General features: G+C 65.1%; 17 protein-coding genes. 7 read left to right on the forward strand and 10 right to left on the reverse strand.

The genetic code is table 11. The annotated features are described in order from the left end of the window. Positions 1–79: 79 nt before the first annotated feature. On the reverse strand, positions 80–2728 hold the full coding sequence (gene mutS / locus NKI08_RS03360) for a DNA mismatch repair protein MutS (RefSeq protein ID WP_352767422.1): 2649 nt from the start codon (positions 2726–2728) through the stop codon (positions 80–82). Positions 2729–2931: 203 nt separating this feature from the next. Here mutS and NKI08_RS03365 point away from each other — a divergent pair, with 203 nt between their 5' ends. Further along, the gene (locus NKI08_RS03365; RefSeq protein WP_352767191.1) at positions 2932–5211 is read left to right on the forward strand and encodes an NADP-dependent malic enzyme; all 2280 of its coding nucleotides are present in this window, start codon (positions 2932–2934) and stop codon (positions 5209–5211) included. Positions 5212–5395: 184 nt separating this feature from the next. Here NKI08_RS03365 and NKI08_RS03370 read toward each other — a convergent pair whose 3' ends face one another. After that, complete coding sequence (locus NKI08_RS03370; RefSeq protein ID WP_352458263.1) at positions 5396–6388, reverse strand: adenosine kinase; 993 nt, start codon at positions 6386–6388, stop codon at positions 5396–5398. Between the two features lie 213 nt (positions 6389–6601). On the opposite strand from NKI08_RS03370, the gene NKI08_RS03375 reads away from it, so the two are divergent. Next, positions 6602–7297, forward strand: coding sequence for a sulfate transporter family protein (locus tag NKI08_RS03375; RefSeq protein WP_352767193.1), 696 nt, complete (start codon positions 6602–6604; stop codon positions 7295–7297). Here NKI08_RS03375 and NKI08_RS03380 read toward each other — a convergent pair. The 4 genes from NKI08_RS03380 to NKI08_RS03395 all read right to left on the reverse strand — a co-directional run bounded on the left by NKI08_RS03380 (position 7294) and on the right by NKI08_RS03395 (position 10533). Further along, positions 7294–8292, reverse strand: coding sequence for a proline racemase family protein (locus NKI08_RS03380; protein ID WP_352767195.1), 999 nt, complete (start codon positions 8290–8292; stop codon positions 7294–7296). The two genes, NKI08_RS03375 and NKI08_RS03380, sit on opposite strands and share 4 nt — an antisense overlap. 14 nt (positions 8293–8306) lie before the next feature. After that, positions 8307–9110, reverse strand: a complete 804-nt coding sequence (locus NKI08_RS03385; protein ID WP_352767197.1) for an isocitrate lyase/PEP mutase family protein — start codon at positions 9108–9110, stop codon at positions 8307–8309. Between the two features lie 77 nt (positions 9111–9187). Continuing rightward, a complete protein-coding gene (locus NKI08_RS03390) occupies positions 9188–10045 on the reverse strand; it encodes a hypothetical protein (RefSeq protein WP_352767198.1) in 858 nt (285 codons plus the stop codon). Between the two features lie 77 nt (positions 10046–10122). Further along, on the reverse strand, positions 10123–10533 hold the full coding sequence (locus NKI08_RS03395) for an SRPBCC family protein (RefSeq protein ID WP_352767200.1): 411 nt from the start codon (positions 10531–10533) through the stop codon (positions 10123–10125). Positions 10534–10615: 82 nt separating this feature from the next. Between NKI08_RS03395 and NKI08_RS03400 the strand changes: the two genes are divergently transcribed. Next, complete coding sequence (locus NKI08_RS03400; RefSeq protein WP_352767202.1) at positions 10616–11200, forward strand: TetR/AcrR family transcriptional regulator; 585 nt, start codon at positions 10616–10618, stop codon at positions 11198–11200. A 33-nt stretch (positions 11201–11233) separates the two neighbouring features. On the opposite strand, the gene NKI08_RS03405 is transcribed toward NKI08_RS03400, so the two are convergent. The 3 genes from NKI08_RS03405 to NKI08_RS03415 all read right to left on the reverse strand — a co-directional run bounded on the left by NKI08_RS03405 (position 11234) and on the right by NKI08_RS03415 (position 12930). Then, complete coding sequence (locus NKI08_RS03405) at positions 11234–11890, reverse strand: HAD family hydrolase (protein ID WP_352458656.1); 657 nt, start codon at positions 11888–11890, stop codon at positions 11234–11236. After that, entirely contained in the window at positions 11890–12375 is a 486-nt protein-coding gene (gene dut / locus NKI08_RS03410) for a dUTP diphosphatase (protein ID WP_023717930.1), read from the reverse strand. Before dut ends, NKI08_RS03405 begins: the two co-directional genes overlap by 1 nt. Positions 12376–12459: 84 nt before the next feature. Continuing rightward, positions 12460–12930, reverse strand: a complete 471-nt coding sequence (locus NKI08_RS03415) for an Lrp/AsnC family transcriptional regulator (protein WP_023676368.1) — start codon at positions 12928–12930, stop codon at positions 12460–12462. Between the two features lie 115 nt (positions 12931–13045). Between NKI08_RS03415 and NKI08_RS03420 the strand changes: the two genes are divergently transcribed. Both NKI08_RS03420 and NKI08_RS03425 read left to right on the forward strand, forming a co-directional pair. Continuing rightward, a complete protein-coding gene (locus NKI08_RS03420; protein ID WP_352469961.1) occupies positions 13046–13261 on the forward strand; it encodes a DUF6356 family protein in 216 nt (71 codons plus the stop codon). 170 nt (positions 13262–13431) lie between these two features. Then, complete coding sequence (locus NKI08_RS03425; RefSeq protein ID WP_352681385.1) at positions 13432–14805, forward strand: amidase; 1374 nt, start codon at positions 13432–13434, stop codon at positions 14803–14805. Here the strand turns inward: NKI08_RS03425 and NKI08_RS03430 are convergent. Next, positions 14799–15875 (reverse strand): NAD(P)/FAD-dependent oxidoreductase, encoded by a 1077-nt coding sequence (locus NKI08_RS03430; protein ID WP_352767205.1) that lies wholly within the window; start codon positions 15873–15875, stop codon positions 14799–14801. The genes NKI08_RS03425 and NKI08_RS03430 overlap by 7 nt on opposite strands. Before the next feature lie 118 nt (positions 15876–15993). On the opposite strand from NKI08_RS03430, the gene NKI08_RS03435 reads away from it, so the two are divergent. Together NKI08_RS03435 and NKI08_RS03440 are read left to right on the forward strand one after the other, a co-directional pair. Further along, positions 15994–16593, forward strand: a complete 600-nt coding sequence (locus NKI08_RS03435; RefSeq protein WP_352614617.1) for a TetR/AcrR family transcriptional regulator — start codon at positions 15994–15996, stop codon at positions 16591–16593. Then, positions 16590–17516: a haloalkane dehalogenase gene (locus NKI08_RS03440; protein WP_352767207.1), complete on the forward strand. Its 927-nt coding sequence runs from the start codon at positions 16590–16592 to the stop codon at positions 17514–17516. The genes NKI08_RS03435 and NKI08_RS03440 overlap by 4 nt, the downstream gene beginning before the upstream one ends. Positions 17517–17672 lie beyond the last annotated feature (156 nt).

Here is a 17672-nt window from a genome sequence, read left to right on the forward strand (position 1 = left end):
TCCGTCACACCCCCCTCTGTCCTGCCGGACAGTCCGGCAGGACAGAGGGGGGGTGCCGTAGAGCGCTATCGGACGAGCACTACTTCTCAGCCATCCCCTTCAGCCGGTACAGCGCCTCCAGCGCTTCCCTTGGCGTCATCTCGTCGGGATTGATCTCCGCTAGCGCCAAACCCAGCCCATCACTCTTCGCCGGCTTCGACGCTTCCCGCTGCGCCGCCACGGAAAACAGCGGCAGGTCGTCGACCAGACGGTTGGCCTTGCCCGAGACCTCGCCGGCTTCGAGCTGGTGCAGCACTTCCTTGGCCCGGCCGACGACCGCTTCCGGCAGGCCGGCCAGCCGCGCTACCTGGACGCCGTAGGAACGGTCGGCCGCACCCTTGCCGACCTCGTGCAGGAAGACCACGTCGCCCTCCCATTCCTTGACCCGCATGGTGACGTTGGAGAGCCGCGGCAGTTTTCCGGCCAGCGCCGTCATCTCGTGGAAATGCGTGGCGAAGATCGCCCGGCAGCGGTTTTTCTCGTGCAGATATTCGACCGCCGCCCATGCGATCGACAGGCCGTCGAAAGTGGCGGTGCCGCGGCCGATCTCGTCGAGGATGACCAGTGCGCGTTCGCCTGCCTGGTTGAGGATCGCCGCCGTCTCGACCATCTCGACCATGAAGGTGGAGCGGCCGCGCGCCAGATCGTCGGAGGCGCCGACCCGCGAAAACAGCCGGTCGACGACGCCGATATGGGCTGATGCCGCAGGCACGAAGGAGCCGGTCTGGGCGAGGATGGCGATCAGCGCGTTTTGCCTGAGGAAGGTCGATTTGCCGCCCATATTGGGGCCGGTCAGCAGCCAGATCGCGCCGGCCTTGGCATCGCCTTGCGGCGACAGGTCGCAATCATTGGCGACGAACGGACCTTCGCCGGAACGCCGCAGCGCCTGTTCGACCACCGGGTGGCGTCCGCCCGCAATCTCGAAGGCAAGGCTCGCATCGACCAGCGGCCGGCACCAGGCCTCGCTCTCGGAAAGCAAGGCAAGTGCGGCCGAAACGTCGAGCACGGCGAGCGCTTCGGCGCCGGCGCGGATCCTGTCGGCCTGGCCGACGACTTCCGCCGTCAGCGCCTCGAAAGCGGCAAGCTCGATCGCCAGCGCCCGGTCGGCGGCATTTGCGATCTTCGATTCCAGCTCGGCGAGCTCGGTGGTGGTGAAGCGCATGGCGTTGGCCATGGTCTGGCGATGGATGAAGCGCGCCCTGGCGCCGTCGCTGCCGGTCATCAGCGCATGATGATTGGCGGTGACCTCGATATAGTAGCCGAGCACATTGTTGTGCCTGATCTTCAGCGAGCGGATGCCGGTCTCGTCGATCAGCGAACGCTCCAGCCCGGCGATCACCTTTCGCGACTCGTCGCGCAGTGCCCGCATCTCGTCGAGTTCGGCGTGGTAGCCGCCGCGGACGAAGCCGCCGTCGCGCCTGAGCAACGGCAGCTCGTCGCTGAGCGCCTGTGCCAGATGCGTCGCCAGATCACTGGGCAGTGCCTTGATAGCTCCCAACGCCGCGGTCAGTTCGGCCGGCAATGCGGTTTGGCCGAACAGTTCGGCGATGGCGCCGGCCGCTTCGAAACCGGCGCGCAGCGCGCCGAGGTCGCGCGGGCCGCCGCGGTTGAGCGCCAGCCTGGACAGCGCGCGCGGCATGTCGGCGACGCTCTTCAGGCTTGCCCGCACCGCCTGGCAGAGGCGCGTTTCGGAGCGGAATAACGACACCGAGTCCAGCCTTGCGGCGATTGCCGCCGGGTCCGTCAGCGGCGCCGTCAGCCGGTCGGCGAGCAGCCTTGCGCCGCCGCCGGTCACCGTGCGGTCGATCGCCTTGAACAGCGACCCGTCGCGGCTGCCGGACAGCGTGCGCAGCAGCTCCAGATTGGCGCGCGTCGCCGGGTCGATGAACAGCGTCGAACCCTGCTCCTCGCGCTGCGGCCGCGACAGCGGTGGCCGCTCGGCCTTCTGCGTCTTTTCGACATAGGCGATGACGCCCGAGATCGCCGACAGTTCGGCGCGCGAAAACGTGCCGAAACTATCCGGCGTTGCCACCTCGAAGAAGCGGGCGATGCGGCCGGCGGCCGAAGCCGAATCGAACAGCGACGGCGGCTGCGGGCTGGCGACGCGGCCGAGCACGTCGAAGACCGGTTTCAGCTCCGGGTCGTAAAACACCGGCTCGGCGACGATCAGCTCGCGCGGATCGACGCGGAAGACATCGGCGAGCAGCCGGTCGGCGGTGGTCTCGGCGACGCGGAAGACACCGGTCGAGATCTCGATCCAGGCCAAGGCGAAAGCGTGCTCTGCCCCGCCCTTGACTCGTCCCAGCGCCATCAGGAAACTCGATTCCGACGGCGCCAGCAGTCTGTCTTCGGTGATGGTGCCGGGTGTCACCAGCCGCACCACATCACGGCGCACCACCGATTTGCCGCCGCGCTTCTTGGCCTCGGCCGGATCCTCGATCTGCTCGCAGACGGCGACGCGGAACCCCTGACCGATCAGCTTCTGCAGATAATCGTCGGCGGCATGCACCGGCACGCCGCACATCGGGATGTCGAGCCCCTGGTGCTTGCCGCGCTTGGTCAGCACGATGCCGAGCGCCCGGCTTGCCTTTTCGGCGTCGTCGAAGAACAGCTCGTAGAAATCGCCCATGCGGTAGAACAGCAGCGAATCCGGGTTCGCCGCCTTGATCTCGATATACTGCTCCATCATCGGCGTCGCCGGCGCGAAGGCCGGCGTGGCGTTGTCGCTTCGAATGGGCGTCTCGTCGTTCAAGAAGCTGCTTCCAAATTTTTGCAAGCCATGCTTGGCGGTTTACAGCGGCGAAGTGTAGCCTTAATCCCGAACCTTCCACAAAAGAAAGCATGCGCACCCATCTCAAGCGGTGCCGTACGGGCGAGGAAACCGAAAGTACCATGGCCAAGAAAACCGAAAGCAACGGGCCCTCCGTCAGCGCCCAGGAGGCATTGGAATTCCATGCCATGGGCCGCCCCGGCAAGCTGGAGATCGTAGCCACAAAACCAATGGCGACGCAGCGCGATCTCAGCCTTGCCTATTCGCCGGGCGTCGCTGTGCCGGTTCTCGCCATCGCCGAGGACCCGAGCCGCGCCTTCGACTACACGGTTCGCGGCAACATGGTCGCCGTCATCTCCAACGGCACCGCCATCCTCGGCCTCGGCAATCTCGGCGCGCTGGCCTCGAAGCCGGTAATGGAAGGCAAGGCGGTGCTGTTCAAGCGCTTCGCCGATGTCGATTCCATCGACCTCGAGGTCGATACCGAGGATGCCGACGAATTCATCAACTGCGTGCGCTTTCTCGGCCCCTCCTTCGGCGGCATCAACCTCGAGGACATCAAGGCACCGGAGTGCTTCATCATCGAGCAGCGGCTGCGCGAGCTGATGGACATCCCGGTCTTCCATGACGACCAGCACGGCACCGCCATCATTTCGGCCGCCGGCCTGATCAACGCGCTGGAAATCACCGGCCGCGACATGAAGACCACGAAAATGGTCTGCAACGGCGCCGGCGCTGCCGGCATCGCCTGCATCGAACTGATGAAGGCGATGGGCTTTGCGCCAGAAAATATCATCCTGTGCGACACTAAGGGCGTCGTCTTCCAGGGTCGCACCGAAGGCATGAACCAGTGGAAGTCGGCGCACGCCGTGAAAACCGGCGCGCGCTCGCTGGCCGAGGCGCTGGACGGCGCCGACGTGTTCCTCGGCCTCTCGGCCAAGGGCACGCTGACCACCAGGATGGTGCAGTCGATGGCCAAAAACCCGATCATCTTCGCCATGGCCAATCCCGACCCCGAGATCACGCCGGAAGAAGTCGCCGAGATCCGCACCGACGCCATCATGGCGACGGGACGGTCCGACTATCCCAACCAGGTCAACAATGTGCTCGGCTTCCCCTACATCTTCCGCGGCGCGCTGGATGTGCGGGCGACCACCATCAACGACGACATGAAGATCGCCGCGGCCAAAGCGCTCGCCGAACTGGCGCGCCAGGACGTGCCCGACGACGTCGCCGCCGCCTACCAGGGCAACCGGCCGAAATTCGGCCCCAACTACATCATCCCGGTGCCGTTCGATCCGCGCCTGATATCGGCGATCCCGATCGCCGTCGCCAAGGCGGCGATGGACTCCGGCGTCGCGCGCAAGCCGATCCTCGATCTCGACCGTTACGCGCAGGAGCTTTCCGCCCGCCGCGACCCGATCGCCTCGACGCTGCAGCGCATCTACGACCGCGTCCGCCGCCAGCCCAAGCGCATCGTCTTTGCCGAGGGCGAGGAGGAGCAGGTGATGCGCGCCGCCGTCTCCTATGTGAACCAGCGGCTCGGCACCGCCATCCTGCTCGGACGCGACGACATCATCAAGGAAAACGCCAGGAACGCCGGCATCGACCTCGGCAAGCAAGGCATCGAGATCATCAATGCGCGGCTGTCGCGCCGCAACTCGATCTACACCGACTATCTCTACGAGCGCATGCAGCGCAAAGGCTTTCTGTTCCGCGACTGCCAGCGGTTGATCAATAACGACCGCAACCATTTCGCCGCCTGCATGGTGGCGCTGGGCGATGCCGACGGCATCGTCACCGGCGTTACCCGCAACTATTCGACGGCGCTCGACGACATCCGCCGCGTCATCGACGCAAGGCCCGGCCACTGCGTCATCGGCGTGTCGATCGTGCTGGCGCGGGGTCGCACCGTCCTCGTTGCCGATACCGCGGTGCACGACATGCCTGATGCCGTCGAGATCGCCGACATCGCCGAGGAGGCTGCCGGTTTTGCCCGCCGCATGGGCTACGAGCCGAGGCTCGCCATGCTCGCCTATTCAACCTTCGGCCATCCGCAGGGCGAGCGCTCCGAGCGCGTCCAGGAAGCGGTGCGCATCCTCGACAAGCGCCGCGTCGATTTCGAGTATGACGGCGAGATGGCCGCCGACGTGGCGCTCAACGCCCGCGCCATGGCGCAGTACCCGTTCATCAGGCTGACCGGCCCGGCCAACGTGCTGGTCATGCCGGCCTTCCACTCGGCCTCGATCTCGACCAAGATGCTGCAGGAGCTCGGCGGCTCGACCGTCATCGGCCCGCTGCTGGTCGGCCTGAACAAGCCGGTTCAGATCGTCTCGCTCAATGCCAAGGATTCGGACATCGTCAACATGGCAGCGATTGCGGCGTATAGCGCGGGGGCTTGAGGAGCGGGGGCAGCAGCAGCGCCTCTCCCTTCTCCCCCTGTGGGAGAAGGTGGCCGAGCGAAGCTCGGTCGGATGAGGGGTGTTCCAGCTTGGCACCGGCAGCACTCCATCCAGCACCCCTCAACCGTCTCGGCGCTGCGCGCCGATCCACCTTCTCCCACAGGGGGAGAAGGAAGAGATGCCGCTACAGAAGCCCCGCCTGCTCGGCCTCTCGGCGCAGATTCTGCCGTGGCCTTGGGCCGATCTGCTGGATGACCAGCCCGGCTGCCAGCGAGCCGAGATCGCCGCAATCCTTGAGGCTGCGGCCTTGCGTGTAGCCGTAGAGGAAGCCGGCGGCATAGAGGTCGCCGGCGCCGGTGGTGTCGACCAGCTCGCGGATCCTGGTCGCATTGATGGTCACGGTCTCGTCGCCGCGCACGATCACCGAGCCCTTTTCCGAGCGGGTAACGGCGGCGATCTTGCAATCCTTGCGGATCTGGGCCAGCGCCTCGTCGAAAGACGCGGTCTGGTAGAGCGACTTGATCTCGTGACTGTTGGCAAAGACGATATCGACGGTGCCGGAGCGCATCAGATCGAGGAATTCGTCGCGGTAGCGATCGACGCAGAACGAGTCCGACAATGTCATCGACACTTCGCGCCCGGCGGCGTGGGCGAGCTTAGCCGTCTGCCTGATCGCCTCCTTGGCGCGCGGCGGGTCCCACAGATAGCCCTCGAAATAGGTGACGGCGGCGCCCGACGCCTTGTCGGCCTCGACGTCCTCCGGGCCGAGCTCGACGCAGGCGCCGAGATAGGTGTTCATCGAGCGCTCGCCGTCCGGCGTGACGAAGATCATCGAGCGCGCTGTCGGCGGTTCGCCGTTAAGCGGCCTGGTGTCGAAGGCGACACCCTGGGCATGGATGTCATGCGCGTAGATTTCGCCGAGCGCGTCGTTGGAGACCTTGCCGAAGAAGGCGGCGCGACCGCCGAAGGAGGCCACGCCCGCCGCCGTGTTGCCGGCGCTGCCGCCCGAGGCTTCAATGGCCGGGCCCATGCGGCTGTAGAGCAGTTCGGCGCGCCTCGTGTCGATCAAATTCATTGCGCCCTTGATGATGCCGTTGGTCTCCAGGAACGCCTCGTCGCACTGGGCGATGATGTCGACGATGGCATTTCCGATACAAAGCACGTCATAGTCCGGCATCAATTCATGTCTCCGCCAAAAACCCACCGGCTTTCTGCCACGCCGGGCGCGGGCGGGTCTAGCGGTTTGATGCGGCTTTGCCTAGGCCGCGAGTTATAAATCCGGGCAGAACGCATGCTTCGTATCGCGCGGTTTGCGCTTGTCTCGCGACCTGTCTCCGCCTATCCCGAAATATCGCCCATGGGCCTCGTTTGACATGGAATTAGAAACGCCGTGATCCTCGACGCCGCCCGTGCCGCCTTGAGCCGGCTGTTCTCGCCCGAATTCCGTTCCGTGTTCCTGAAGACACTGGGGCTGACCTTGCTGGCGCTGGCGGCGCTGTGGTTCGGGATCAAGAGCCTGTTCGAATGGCTGGCCTGGCCGTGGATCGATGCATGGCTGCCCGCCCTACCCTCCTGGGCCGGATGGCTGGGCGCCGTCGTCGCCGGCATCGGCCTTGCGCTGGGCTTGGCGCTGCTCATCGCGCCGGTGACGGCGATCATCGCCGGCCTGTTCCTCGACGACGTCGCCGAAGTGGTCGAGCGCACCGATTATCCAAACGACCCGCCCGGCCGCGCCGTGCCGGCGTTGCGCTCGCTGGTGCTGGCGATCCGGTTTTTCGGCGTCGTCATCCTCGGCAACATCGTCGCCCTGCTGCTTCTGCTGGTGCCGGGCATCAACATCGCCGCCTTTTTCGTCGTCAACGGCTATCTGCTCGGGCGCGAGTTCTTCGAATTCGCCGCCATGCGCTTTCGCCCGGAGGCCGAGGCACGGGCGTTGCGCAGGAAATATGCGGGCACGGTGTTTCTCGCCGGGCTGCTCATTGCTGCTTTTCTTGCCGTGCCGCTGCTCAACCTTCTGACGCCGCTCTTCGCCGCCGCCATGATGGTGCACCTGCACAAGGCGATCTCGGCGCGGGAAGGGAGCTAGCGCAGCAGAAAGCCGCGCCCCAGTTCATCATCGTCCTCGACGATGAATTCGGCCCGCCCTGAATAATAGGCGCGGCCGCCGACGCGGGCGATGATGGCATCATGCGGCCCGGCCGTGGCCGTGCGTACGACCGCGCCGGAAAAGCGCGAGCCGGCAATGCTCTCGAACAGCCGCGTCCGGCCAATTTCGATCTGGCCCTTGGCGTGCATGGCCGCCAGCCGCGCGGTGACGCCGGAGCCGGTCGGCGAACGGTCGACCTCGGCTTCAGCGAAAACGCAGATGTTTTTGGTCGGCGTATCGGAGAACGCATCCTGTCCGTCGGTCAGGATTGTGCCGTAGAGAAAGGCGAGATCGGCATGGTCGGGATGCGACAGCGGCAATTCGGCCTTCAGCTTATCAGTCAGCGCGGTCGCTGCATCGACGAAATCGCGCACCCGGTTCCTGCCAAATTCCAGCCCGAACTGGCGGCAGTCGGCCAGTGCATAGAAGGCGCCGCCATAGGCGATGTCGAAGCCGACCGGACCATAGCCCGGCAGCTCGATCCGCTGGTCGCCGACGAACAGAAACGCCGGCACGCTTTCGAAGGACACCGCGCCGGCCTTGCCATCCCTTACCTCGACTGCAGTCGAAATCAGCCCGCATGGCGCCTCGATATTGACGGTCGACAGCGGCTCGCGTGGCGCCACCAGCCGCTCGTCGACGGCGTAGCGGCCGAGCGCGACGATGGCGTGGCCGCACATCGTCGAATAGCCCTCATTGTGCATGAACAGCACCGCGAGGTCGGCGCCCGGCAGGTCGGGCTCCACCAGCAGCGCGCCATACATGTCGTAATGGCCGCGCGGCTCGAACATCAGGATCTTTCTGAGATGATCGAGATGGTCGCGCACATACGCACGCTTTTCGAGGATCGTGCCCTTGGGAATATCGGGGTAGCCGCCGGTGACGATCCGCAGCGGCTCGCCGCCGGTGTGCATGTCCACGACCGTGAGCGTCATTTGCCGGACCCGACCTAGGCGGAAGGTTTGGCAAACAGCGCCTGCAGCTTGCCGAACGGCATGGCGGCGCGGGTGAAGCCGAAGGTGCCATCCTGCTGGATCTCGCGCGCCGCGGTCTCCAGCATCCCGAAGGCGAAATTGATCAGCCATGGGCCGAGCGAGACGCGCTTTACCCCCGCCATGGCCAGGTCGGCGATGGTGAAGCCGGGCCCGGCCATGACGTTGACCGGCTTGGTCAGCGCCGAGCAGACGGTTCGCACCATCTCGATGTCGCCCAGCCCCGGTGCATAGAGCACGTCGGCGCCGGCCTTCTCGAAGGCCTGCAGCCGCTTGATCGTATCGTCGAGGTCGGGCTTGCCCCACAGGAAATTCTCGGCCCGCGCGGTGAAGACGAAATCGCGTTTCAGTGCCCGTGCCGCTTCCGCCGCCGCCGCGACGCGCTCGACGGCATGCGCAAAATCATAGATCGGCTTGTCGGGCTCGCCGGTATGGTCCTCGATCGAGCAGCCGGCGAGGCCAGCCGCCTCGGCGGCGAAGATGGTCTCGCCGGCACTTGTCGCGCTGTCGCCCTTGCCCTTTTCGAGGTCCGCCGAAACCGGCAGCCCGGTCGCCGCTGACACTTCACGGCAATGATGGATCATCGCCTCGAACGTCACCGCGCCGTCCGGCAGGCCGCGCGAAAAGGCAAAGCCGGCGCTGGTCGTGGCCAGCGCCTTGAAGCCGAATGAGGCCAAGAGCTTGGTCGTGCCGACGTCCCAGGAATTGGCCATGACGAAGATCGAGGCATGCAGGTCGCGAAAAATCTTGCCCTTGTCCATGGATGCTCCCCTCCAGTGCAGAATGTGAGGCAAATTCTAGCCCGGCGGAAGGCGCCGGGCAAACAAATGCGGTTGGCTCAGAAGCGTTTGGCGTTGTCATCTGCCAATCGATCCAGCGCGTCGGAATCCTTGACGTAGCGCGAAGCATTTTTGTCCCAATGATAGGTGACGGAGATGTCGCGCGAAGACGCCTCTGGCGGCGGCTGGCCGTCGCAGCTTTCTTCTCCCGGCAGCGTCGCGTCGGTCACCGTGACCTTGATGGCTGCATAGGGCTGGCCGTCGGCGATCACCTGGAACGCCGCATTCTGTGTCCTCCTATGAGTGCAGAGGTTTTCGTCGAACGTATAGATCATGTCGATCAGCTCGAACCTGTCGTTGCGGACCATGATCAGCGGCGTGATCCCATAGCCCTGGCTCGAATTGAAATGCATGCTCATGCTGATGATGGCGTCATCGCCGGGCCCGATCGACAGCTTGCCCGGATCGCGAAAGTAGGTGCTGCGGTCGACGGCGACATTGACCGCGTCGAGCAAGGCCGGCTTGCCGGTGATGTCGTAGAGTGCCAGCGCGGCATAGCCCTCGGCGCTGTCAGGCGAGTCGCCGAGGTCGAGCAGCATCGCCAGCCGGTCCTTGCCGCCGGCCTTGATGCCGAGCACGTCGCCGCTGGAAAGACCCGACGTCGCCGGCGGCGAGCCGTCGTAGTCCGGTCCAGCGACGTGGCGCATCTCGATCGGCATCGAACCTCGGAAAAAACCGTCCTTGTCCGCGGTCAGATCGGGAATGACCATCCTGGCGAGATCGAGATAGGTGACATCGCCGTGGCCGGGGACGGCGCTGCCGAGCTCCGGGAAACTGACGGCCTCCGCGCTGGCCGTCGTCCAAAGACAGGGCAGCAGCAGGCAGGCAAAGATGAAACGAAGCAGGGAGAAGGTCATGCGCGCGCGCTCGTTATCTCGGGCGCGCGCAAGCTAGAGCATTTTGCGACCAAGAGGAAACACCTGGCGTTGCCTCACTATGTTGGCTTGGCTTGGCTCGCCAGGGTCTGCTGGAAAACCGGCACCAGCTGATCCATGGCGGCTGCGAGCCACGCGCCGAGTTCGTCGGGCAGAGTGTCGTGAATCCAGACCAGGCGGCTCCGGCCCTCGCCCTCGGCAAAGACCTGCATGGAGGTATTATCGTGGGTGACCTCGTCGCCGAGCCATCCCCACACGATCCGCCGGCTCTGCTCGTCGCGGGCGATGAGCCGCTCTCGCACAATCTTGCCGTCGGCGAAAGTAAGGGCCCGTACCGCGCCCTCATCCACCCGGCAGTCGACGAAAACGCCTGGGGCTATCCGTTGGGCGCCGCCCGCGAAGTCGCCCACCGTCGCCCAAACGCTGTCCGGTGAAGCATCTACGATGATTTCCCTGATTATCGAAGCCATGTTTCGCCTTCCCTTCGTTAACAGGTAGACCTGTCTGTCTACATATGGATGTATACAGACCTGTCTGCTATACAGTCAAGACATGTCCGCAGCCCGAATCAACGATCGTCCCGAAAGCCTTGCGCGTCGTCGCATCCTCGATACGGCGACCGCACTGTTTTCTCTGGAGGGGGTCCGTGCAGTCGGGATCGACCGCATCATCGCCGAGGCCGGCGTTGCCAAGGCGACGTTCTATCATCACTTCGCGGCCAAGGACGACCTCGTCCGCGCCTATATCGAGGAGCTCAGCAAGGGAGGACGGGCGGCAATCGCGAGCCTTGGCCGGCGGCCACCTCGCCAGATGATCCTTGCCATATTCGATCTCATCGCCGACGCGGCGGATCAGCCGGGCTACCGCGGCTGCCCGTTTCAGAACGCCGCTGCTGAATATCCGGACCCCAGCAGCCCGGTTCGCCAGGCGATCGATCAGCATCGTCACTGGAAGTGGGGCACCCTCAGGGACTTGCTGATCGCCGACGCAGATCCCGATCCGGACCGCACCGCGGACGCGCTAACGGTGGCGGCCGACGGCCTCCTTGTCGTCAGTCATCTCGACAGGCCGGCCAATCTGCGCAGTCTCATACGCGACACGGTCGACCGAGTACTTGGGGCGCCGCGCCCGGTCTGAGATCGGGCGCGCATGCAGGCTGCGCAAAGGCGATCAGTGGATCGGCACCAGCCCGGCCAGTTCACGCATGTCGTCGAACAGGATGCCGCCGGCTTCGATCAGCCCGTCGCGGTCGGAAAGCGGGTCGCCGTGGTAGGAATAGACGCGCATGCCGGCGGCGATGCCGGCTGCCGTGCCGGCGACGCTGTCCTCGATGACGATGCAGTCGGCGGGTGCGAAGCCCATCGTCGCTGCCGCATGCAGGAAGAGGTCGGGGAACGGCTTACCGCGCGAGACCATGGTCGAGCTGAACAGCGCATGCTCGAACAGCGGCAGCAGCCCGGTCTGACCGAGCGTGATGTGCATTTTCGATACCCGTGCCGACGAGGCGACGCAGGTGGCGATGCCGGCGGCGTGCACGGTTTCGATGAACTCGCGAACGTAGGGGATGGCCTCGACGCCATGCGCGAACAGGTCCGGCAGGCCGGCGTTCCAGCGCTCGACGAAATCGGCGCCGAGGCTGACGCCGGTCGCCTCGACTTCCTTCTGCACCGAGACCATGCTGCGGCCGGAGAAATTCTTCCGGCAATATTCGAAGCTGGCCGGAAAGCCGGCCGCGGTCAGCCATTCGGCGAGGCGCCGATTGGCCAGGTTCTCGGTGTCGACCAGAACCCCGTCGCAATCGAAGATGACGAGCTTGGGTATTTTCATCAGGCCGTGCCGGTCGATCCGAAGCCGCCCGAGCCGCGCGTTGTGCCGCCAGCCAATGTGCGCTCCTCGACGGTCGCCTGCGTCACCGGGGCGAAGACGATCTGGGCGATCCGCATGCCCCGCGTCACCGCGAAATCCTCGTCGCCGAGATTGATCAGCAGCACCTTGACCTCGCCGCGATAGTCACTGTCGATGGTGCCCGGCGTGTTGAGGCAGGTGAGCCCGTGCTTGAAGGCGAGGCCCGAACGCGGCCGGACCTGGCCTTCGACGCCCTCCGGAATTTCCAGGACCAGCCCGGTCGGCACCAGCGCGCGCTTTCCCGGCAGGATCAAGAGCGGCCTGTCGTCCGGGACGGCGGCGCGCAGGTCCATGCCGGCGGCGCCCGAGCTTTCATAGGCCGGAAGCGGCAAGCCCTCGCCATGCGGCAGCCTGACGAAGCCGACAGCCGGACCGATGACGGAGGTGGGATAAAGTGCTGCGCGCATGAGGCTGATCCTATCGTCGCGAACGCCGGCTCAGTCAACTCGGCGGCAATGCTATCAACGGCTTTCTTTCAGTGCGGTTCCGCCTCAGCGCAGTTCCATCGGAACGACCGTGGTCTCCTTGATCTCCTCCATGACGAAGGAGGCCGAAACGTCGGATAGTGCCACCTTGGCGATCAGCCGTTGATAGAGCCGGTCATACGCCTTCACATCGGCGACGCGGGCGCGCAGGACATAGTCGAGATCGCCGGACATGCGGTAAGCGCCGGTGATCTCGGCAAAGCCGGTCACCGCCGCCCGGAATCTTTGCAGCCAGTCGGGATCGTGGTTGGAGGTGCGGATCAGGATGAACACCGAAAGGCCGAGCCCAAGCTTGTCGGCATCGACCAGCGCCACCCGGCCGGTGATGACGCCGTCCTCCTCCAGCCGCTTCACCCGGCGCCAGCAGGCATTGCGCGACAGCGATATTCTTGCCGAGAGCTGGTCGACGGACAGCGTGCCGTCGCGTTGCAGCTCGGCCAGCAATCTCCGGTCTATTTCGTCGATTTCCGGCGCCATGTGGGATGTTTGTCCCAAAATTCAGCCTTTCACAAGGACAATTTGAGACCGATGAACCGAACACCCATGCCAGTATAATCATCGCCGGCTCTTCATGCCGGCAGGAGGGATCGACATGACCGCACGGCTCGCAAGACTTTTCACCTCTCACCCGGCCGCGGTCGGCGAGAGTTATTTCGGCCATATGGCTTTCGCCGCATGGTTCTCGTCGCGATTGTTCATGGCGGCCTTTGCCGCGCTCGTTCATGCTTTCTTGCCGTTTCTGTTCGAGACCACGGCAAGCGGCATCATCCGTGAGCTCTATGAGCGGACGCACAACAGAGGACGGTAAGCCGCAGAGGTACCGAGCGCAGCGAGGCCGCTGGACAGCGCCGACCCTCAACAGGCCCCGCAGCGCAATCCCGATCAAGCGCCGCCATCGTCGAATGCCGAGCCAGGCTTGTATCCACGCGCCAATCCGCCATTTTGAGGATCGCGGCGCGATAGCCCGGAGCATTCACCATGGATATCGTCTTTTCCTCGACCACCAAACTGGCCGCGGCCATCCGCGACCGTACGGTTTCCGCAATAGAGGTGCTGGACGAGCATCTGGCGCAGATCGACAGGCACAATAAGGCGGTCAATGCCGTCGTAACCCTCGATCGGGACGGTGCGCGGCAACGCGCCGTCAAAGCCGACGACGCGCAGGCGCGCGGCGAGGCCCTTGGGCCGCTGCATGGCGTGCCGTTCACACTGAAAGACACGCATGAAACCGCCGGCATGAGAACCACCGTCGGCTTCCCGGCCTTCGCCGACTATGCTCCGAGGGCAGACAGTCCGGTCGTTGCCCGGCTGAAGGCGGCAGGCGGCGTGCTGGTGGGCAAGACGAACGTGGCGACGATGCTCGGTGACTGGCAGTCTGACAATCCACTGTTCGGCCGCACCGGCAACCCCTGGAACCTCCAGCGCACCGCCGGCGGCTCCAGCGGCGGTGCGGCGGCGGCGCTCGGCACTGGTATGACGCCGTTCGAGGTCGGCACCGACATGCAGGATTCGATCCGGCTGCCGGCCGCCTTTTGTGGCGTCTACGGCCTCAAGCCGACCGAGCACCGCGTCTCGCTCGCCGGCGCCTTCCCCGACCCGGGCGGGGCGCCGCGCAGCGTGCGGCTGATGTCCTGCCTCGGACCGCTGGCGCGCAGCGTCGAGGACCTGGCACTGATCTACGGCCTCATTGCCGGGCCGGATGGAAGCGATACCGACCTTGCGCCGGTACCGGTCGAAACCATGCCGGAGCTGGATCTCAGAAATTTGCGCATTGCCGTCGCGCCGTCCTTTCCGGGCTTTCCGGTGGCCGGCGAGATCAGCGCGGCGGTCGAAAGTCTGGCAAAGGAGCTTCAGTCGGCAGGCGCCATCGTCGAGGATGCCAAATTGCCGAAGCTCGACCTGCACGACGACCTGGAGCAAGGCGGTGCGCTGATCGGCATGATGCTGGAGGCGGCCCAGCCCGAACCGCGGGAGAAGCCGACGCCGGTCTCGCGCTGGTTCGAGGCGCTCGCCCGCCGCGACCGCTCCATCCTGGCGTGGGAACGGTTCTTCGACGGCTGCGACGCCTTGCTGTGCCCGGTCGCCATGGCCACCGCCTTCCCGCATTGCGAGCCGGGAACGCCGATCGGGGTCGACGGCAAGACGCAAAGCTACTGGATGCTGCCGGCCTATGGCGCGGTGTTCAACTACAGCGGCCATCCGGCACTGTCGCTGCCCTGCGGACAAGATCGCGACGGCCTGCCCATCGGACTACAGCTTGTCGGCAAACGCTGGTCGGAGCGGCGCCTGCTCGGGATCGCCAGGGCAATCGAGCCGCTGGCCGGCGGCTTTCGCCGCCCGCCCGGTTATTGAGTAAACCGCGCCAGTCCGTAGGGATCAAGCAGCGGATCGCGCTCGCCGTCGAGGATTTCGCGGGCGGCGAACAGGGCGACGGCCGGCGCCAGCGTGATGCCGGAATGCATGACCGCAACATAGACGCCGCTCGTGCCTTCGGCGCGGCCTATGATCGGAAAGCCATCGACCGGGGTCGGCCGGTAGCCAATGGTGTGGAAATCGAGTTCCAGCCCATCCGCGCCGCGCAGCATCGCCTTCATCGCCGCAAACAGGTCGCGGGCGGTGGCCGGGGCATCCATGCCGGGATCGGCGCCGCCGAAATCCGAGCCGGCGATGACGCGGCCTTCCGCCGTCTGGCGCATATGCAGGCGGTCGCCGATCACCAAGCCGTTGAGCAGCTTTTCGTAGGGGCGCGAATGCACGATCAGGCCGGGCGGCGTTTCGATCGGCAGTTCTATCCCGGCTGTGGCAGCGATTGCCGGAGAGCCGGCTCCGGCCGCGATCACCACCTCGTCGGCAGCAATCCGCCCGCCGGATGTATCGACGCCGGCAAGCCTGCCGTTGGCTTGCACCAGAGCGGTCGCGGTCGTCCCGGCTACAATTCGCGCGCCGCGCCGTTCGGCGTCGGCCAGCAGTGCTTGCGTGGCGGCGACCGGCTCGGCAACGCCTTCCTCGGCGACATAAAGGGCGAAATCGGGAAGCTCGGTCAGATTGGGCTCGATGCGGGCCGCTCCGGCAAGGTCGACACGCTCGATGCCGTAGCCCCATGCGGAGTGCTCGGCCGCATAGGCTTCGAGTTCGGGACGTGGCAGGTCCCAGCACAGGCCGCCGCACCATTGCAACGGGATGCCGGGCACCTCGTTCGCCAGTCGCGTCCATTCGGCCATCGATCGAGTCCGTAGTCGGAAGTAAGGCTGCGGATTACCCCAGCTGGCATTGATCCAGGCAAAGGAATTCGGTGTCGCGACGCCGCCGGCGCCGCTGCCGGCAACGACCGTCACCTTTGCTCCAGCCCTGGTCAGGTGCCAGGCGATGGAGGCGCCGATGATACCGGCGCCGATGACGATCACTTCTTTCGCAGCTGTCATGCTTCACTCCTCGTTCCAACGCCACCACTGCGATGCCATTGCCCGTGGGTTCTGCCAAGAGCGAGCCATATCAAATGTGCCTCTTGACTTTAATACGTACGTACGTATTTTACCTGGCATGGCTAGACATTCACTTCGCGAAAAACTTCTCGACGCCGGTTTCAAAACCATCTGGAGCTCCGGCTATTCGGCCGCCGGCGTACGCGACATCGTCGCCGCGGCCGATGCCCGTCCGGGGTCCTTCACCAATCATTTTGCCTCCAAGGAGGCGTTCACCGGCGAGGTGCTGGACCGCTATTTCGCCTATGTGAGCGGTTTGGCGGAGCAGGCCCTTGCCCGGGACGGCACGCCCCCGGTCGGGCGCTTGCGCCGCTATCTCGAAATCATCACGTCGAAGCTGGAGGCGCATGATTGGGCACGGGGCTGCATGATCGGCAATCTCAGCCTCGAGACGGCGGCTCACAGTGAGGCGCTGAGGCTGCAACTCGTCGCCATCTTCGAACGCTGGCGCAAGCCCTTTGCCGAATGCATCGCCGAGGGCCAGGCGGCTGGCGACATCACCGACGCGTTCGATGCCGAGGACCTCGCCGATTTCCTGTTGAGTTCCTGGCAAGGCGCGATGCTGCGCATGAAGGTGGAGCGCAGTCCCGAACCGCTCGAGCGTTTCAAGAATATCGTCTTCAAAACAGTCTTCGTAAAAAAGGAGCTGATCCGATGAACCCGAAACTCGAAAAGCAGCAATCCCGCACAACGGTGCCGCGCTCGGAAGTCGCGGTACTCGATTCCACCATCTCCTATGTCGAGGCAGGTACTGCCGGTCCGACGGTGCTATTCCTGCACGGCAACCCGACGTCGTCCTACATCTGGCGCGACATCATCCCGCATGTGGCGCCGTTCGGCCGCTGCATTGCGCCCGACCTGATCGGCTATGGCCAATCCGGCAAGCCGGACATCGACTATCGCTTCTTCGACCACGTCCGCTATCTCGACGCCTTCATCGAGACGCTTGGCATCAGTGACGTGGTGGTCGTCGCGCAGGACTGGGGCACCGCGCTCGCCTTCCATCTCGCGGCCCAGCGGCCGCAGCGGATCCTCGGCCTCGCCTTCATGGAATTCATCCGCCCCTTCGAGAGTTGGGACGATTTTCACCAGCGTCCGCAGGCGCGCGAATTGTTCAAGGCAATGCGCACGCCTGGCGTCGGTGAGAAGCTTGTCCTGGAAGACAACGTCTTCGTCGAAAAGGTGCTTCCGGCTGCGGTGCTGCGCACGATGAGCGATGAGGAAATGGCCTCCTACCGGGCACCGTTCCCGACGCCGCAATCGCGCAAGCCGATCCTGCGGCTGCCGCGCGACCTGCCGATTGAAGGCCAGCCCGCCGATGTCGCTGCCATCAGCGAGCACGACCATCGGGCGCTCCGGCTCTCCTCCTACCCGAAGCTGCTTTTCTCAGGCGATCCGGGGGCCCTCGTCTCGCCGCATGCGGCACGGGAATTCGCGGCCGGCATGAAGAACTGCCGGTTGATCGATCTCGGACCCGGCGCGCATTATCTACAGGAGGACCATGCCGACAGGATCGGCGCCACAATTGCCGAGTGGATTCCGGAGGTGGCCTTCGAGAGCCGAGCGACCGAATCGGCCTGACGTCGGGACGTGAACCGGCGGCAGCCGGAGAGGTCGACAGCTTAGCTCTGCCGGTGCCAAGCGATGGAGGCGCCAATGATGCCGGATCCAATGACGATGATGTTCTTGCTCACGGCCGTGTACCTTCAAACGCCCAGGACTTCTCGCCCTCATTGC

The organism is Mesorhizobium sp. M0768, assembly GCF_040320195.1.
Lineage (GTDB): Bacteria > Pseudomonadota > Alphaproteobacteria > Rhizobiales > Rhizobiaceae > Mesorhizobium.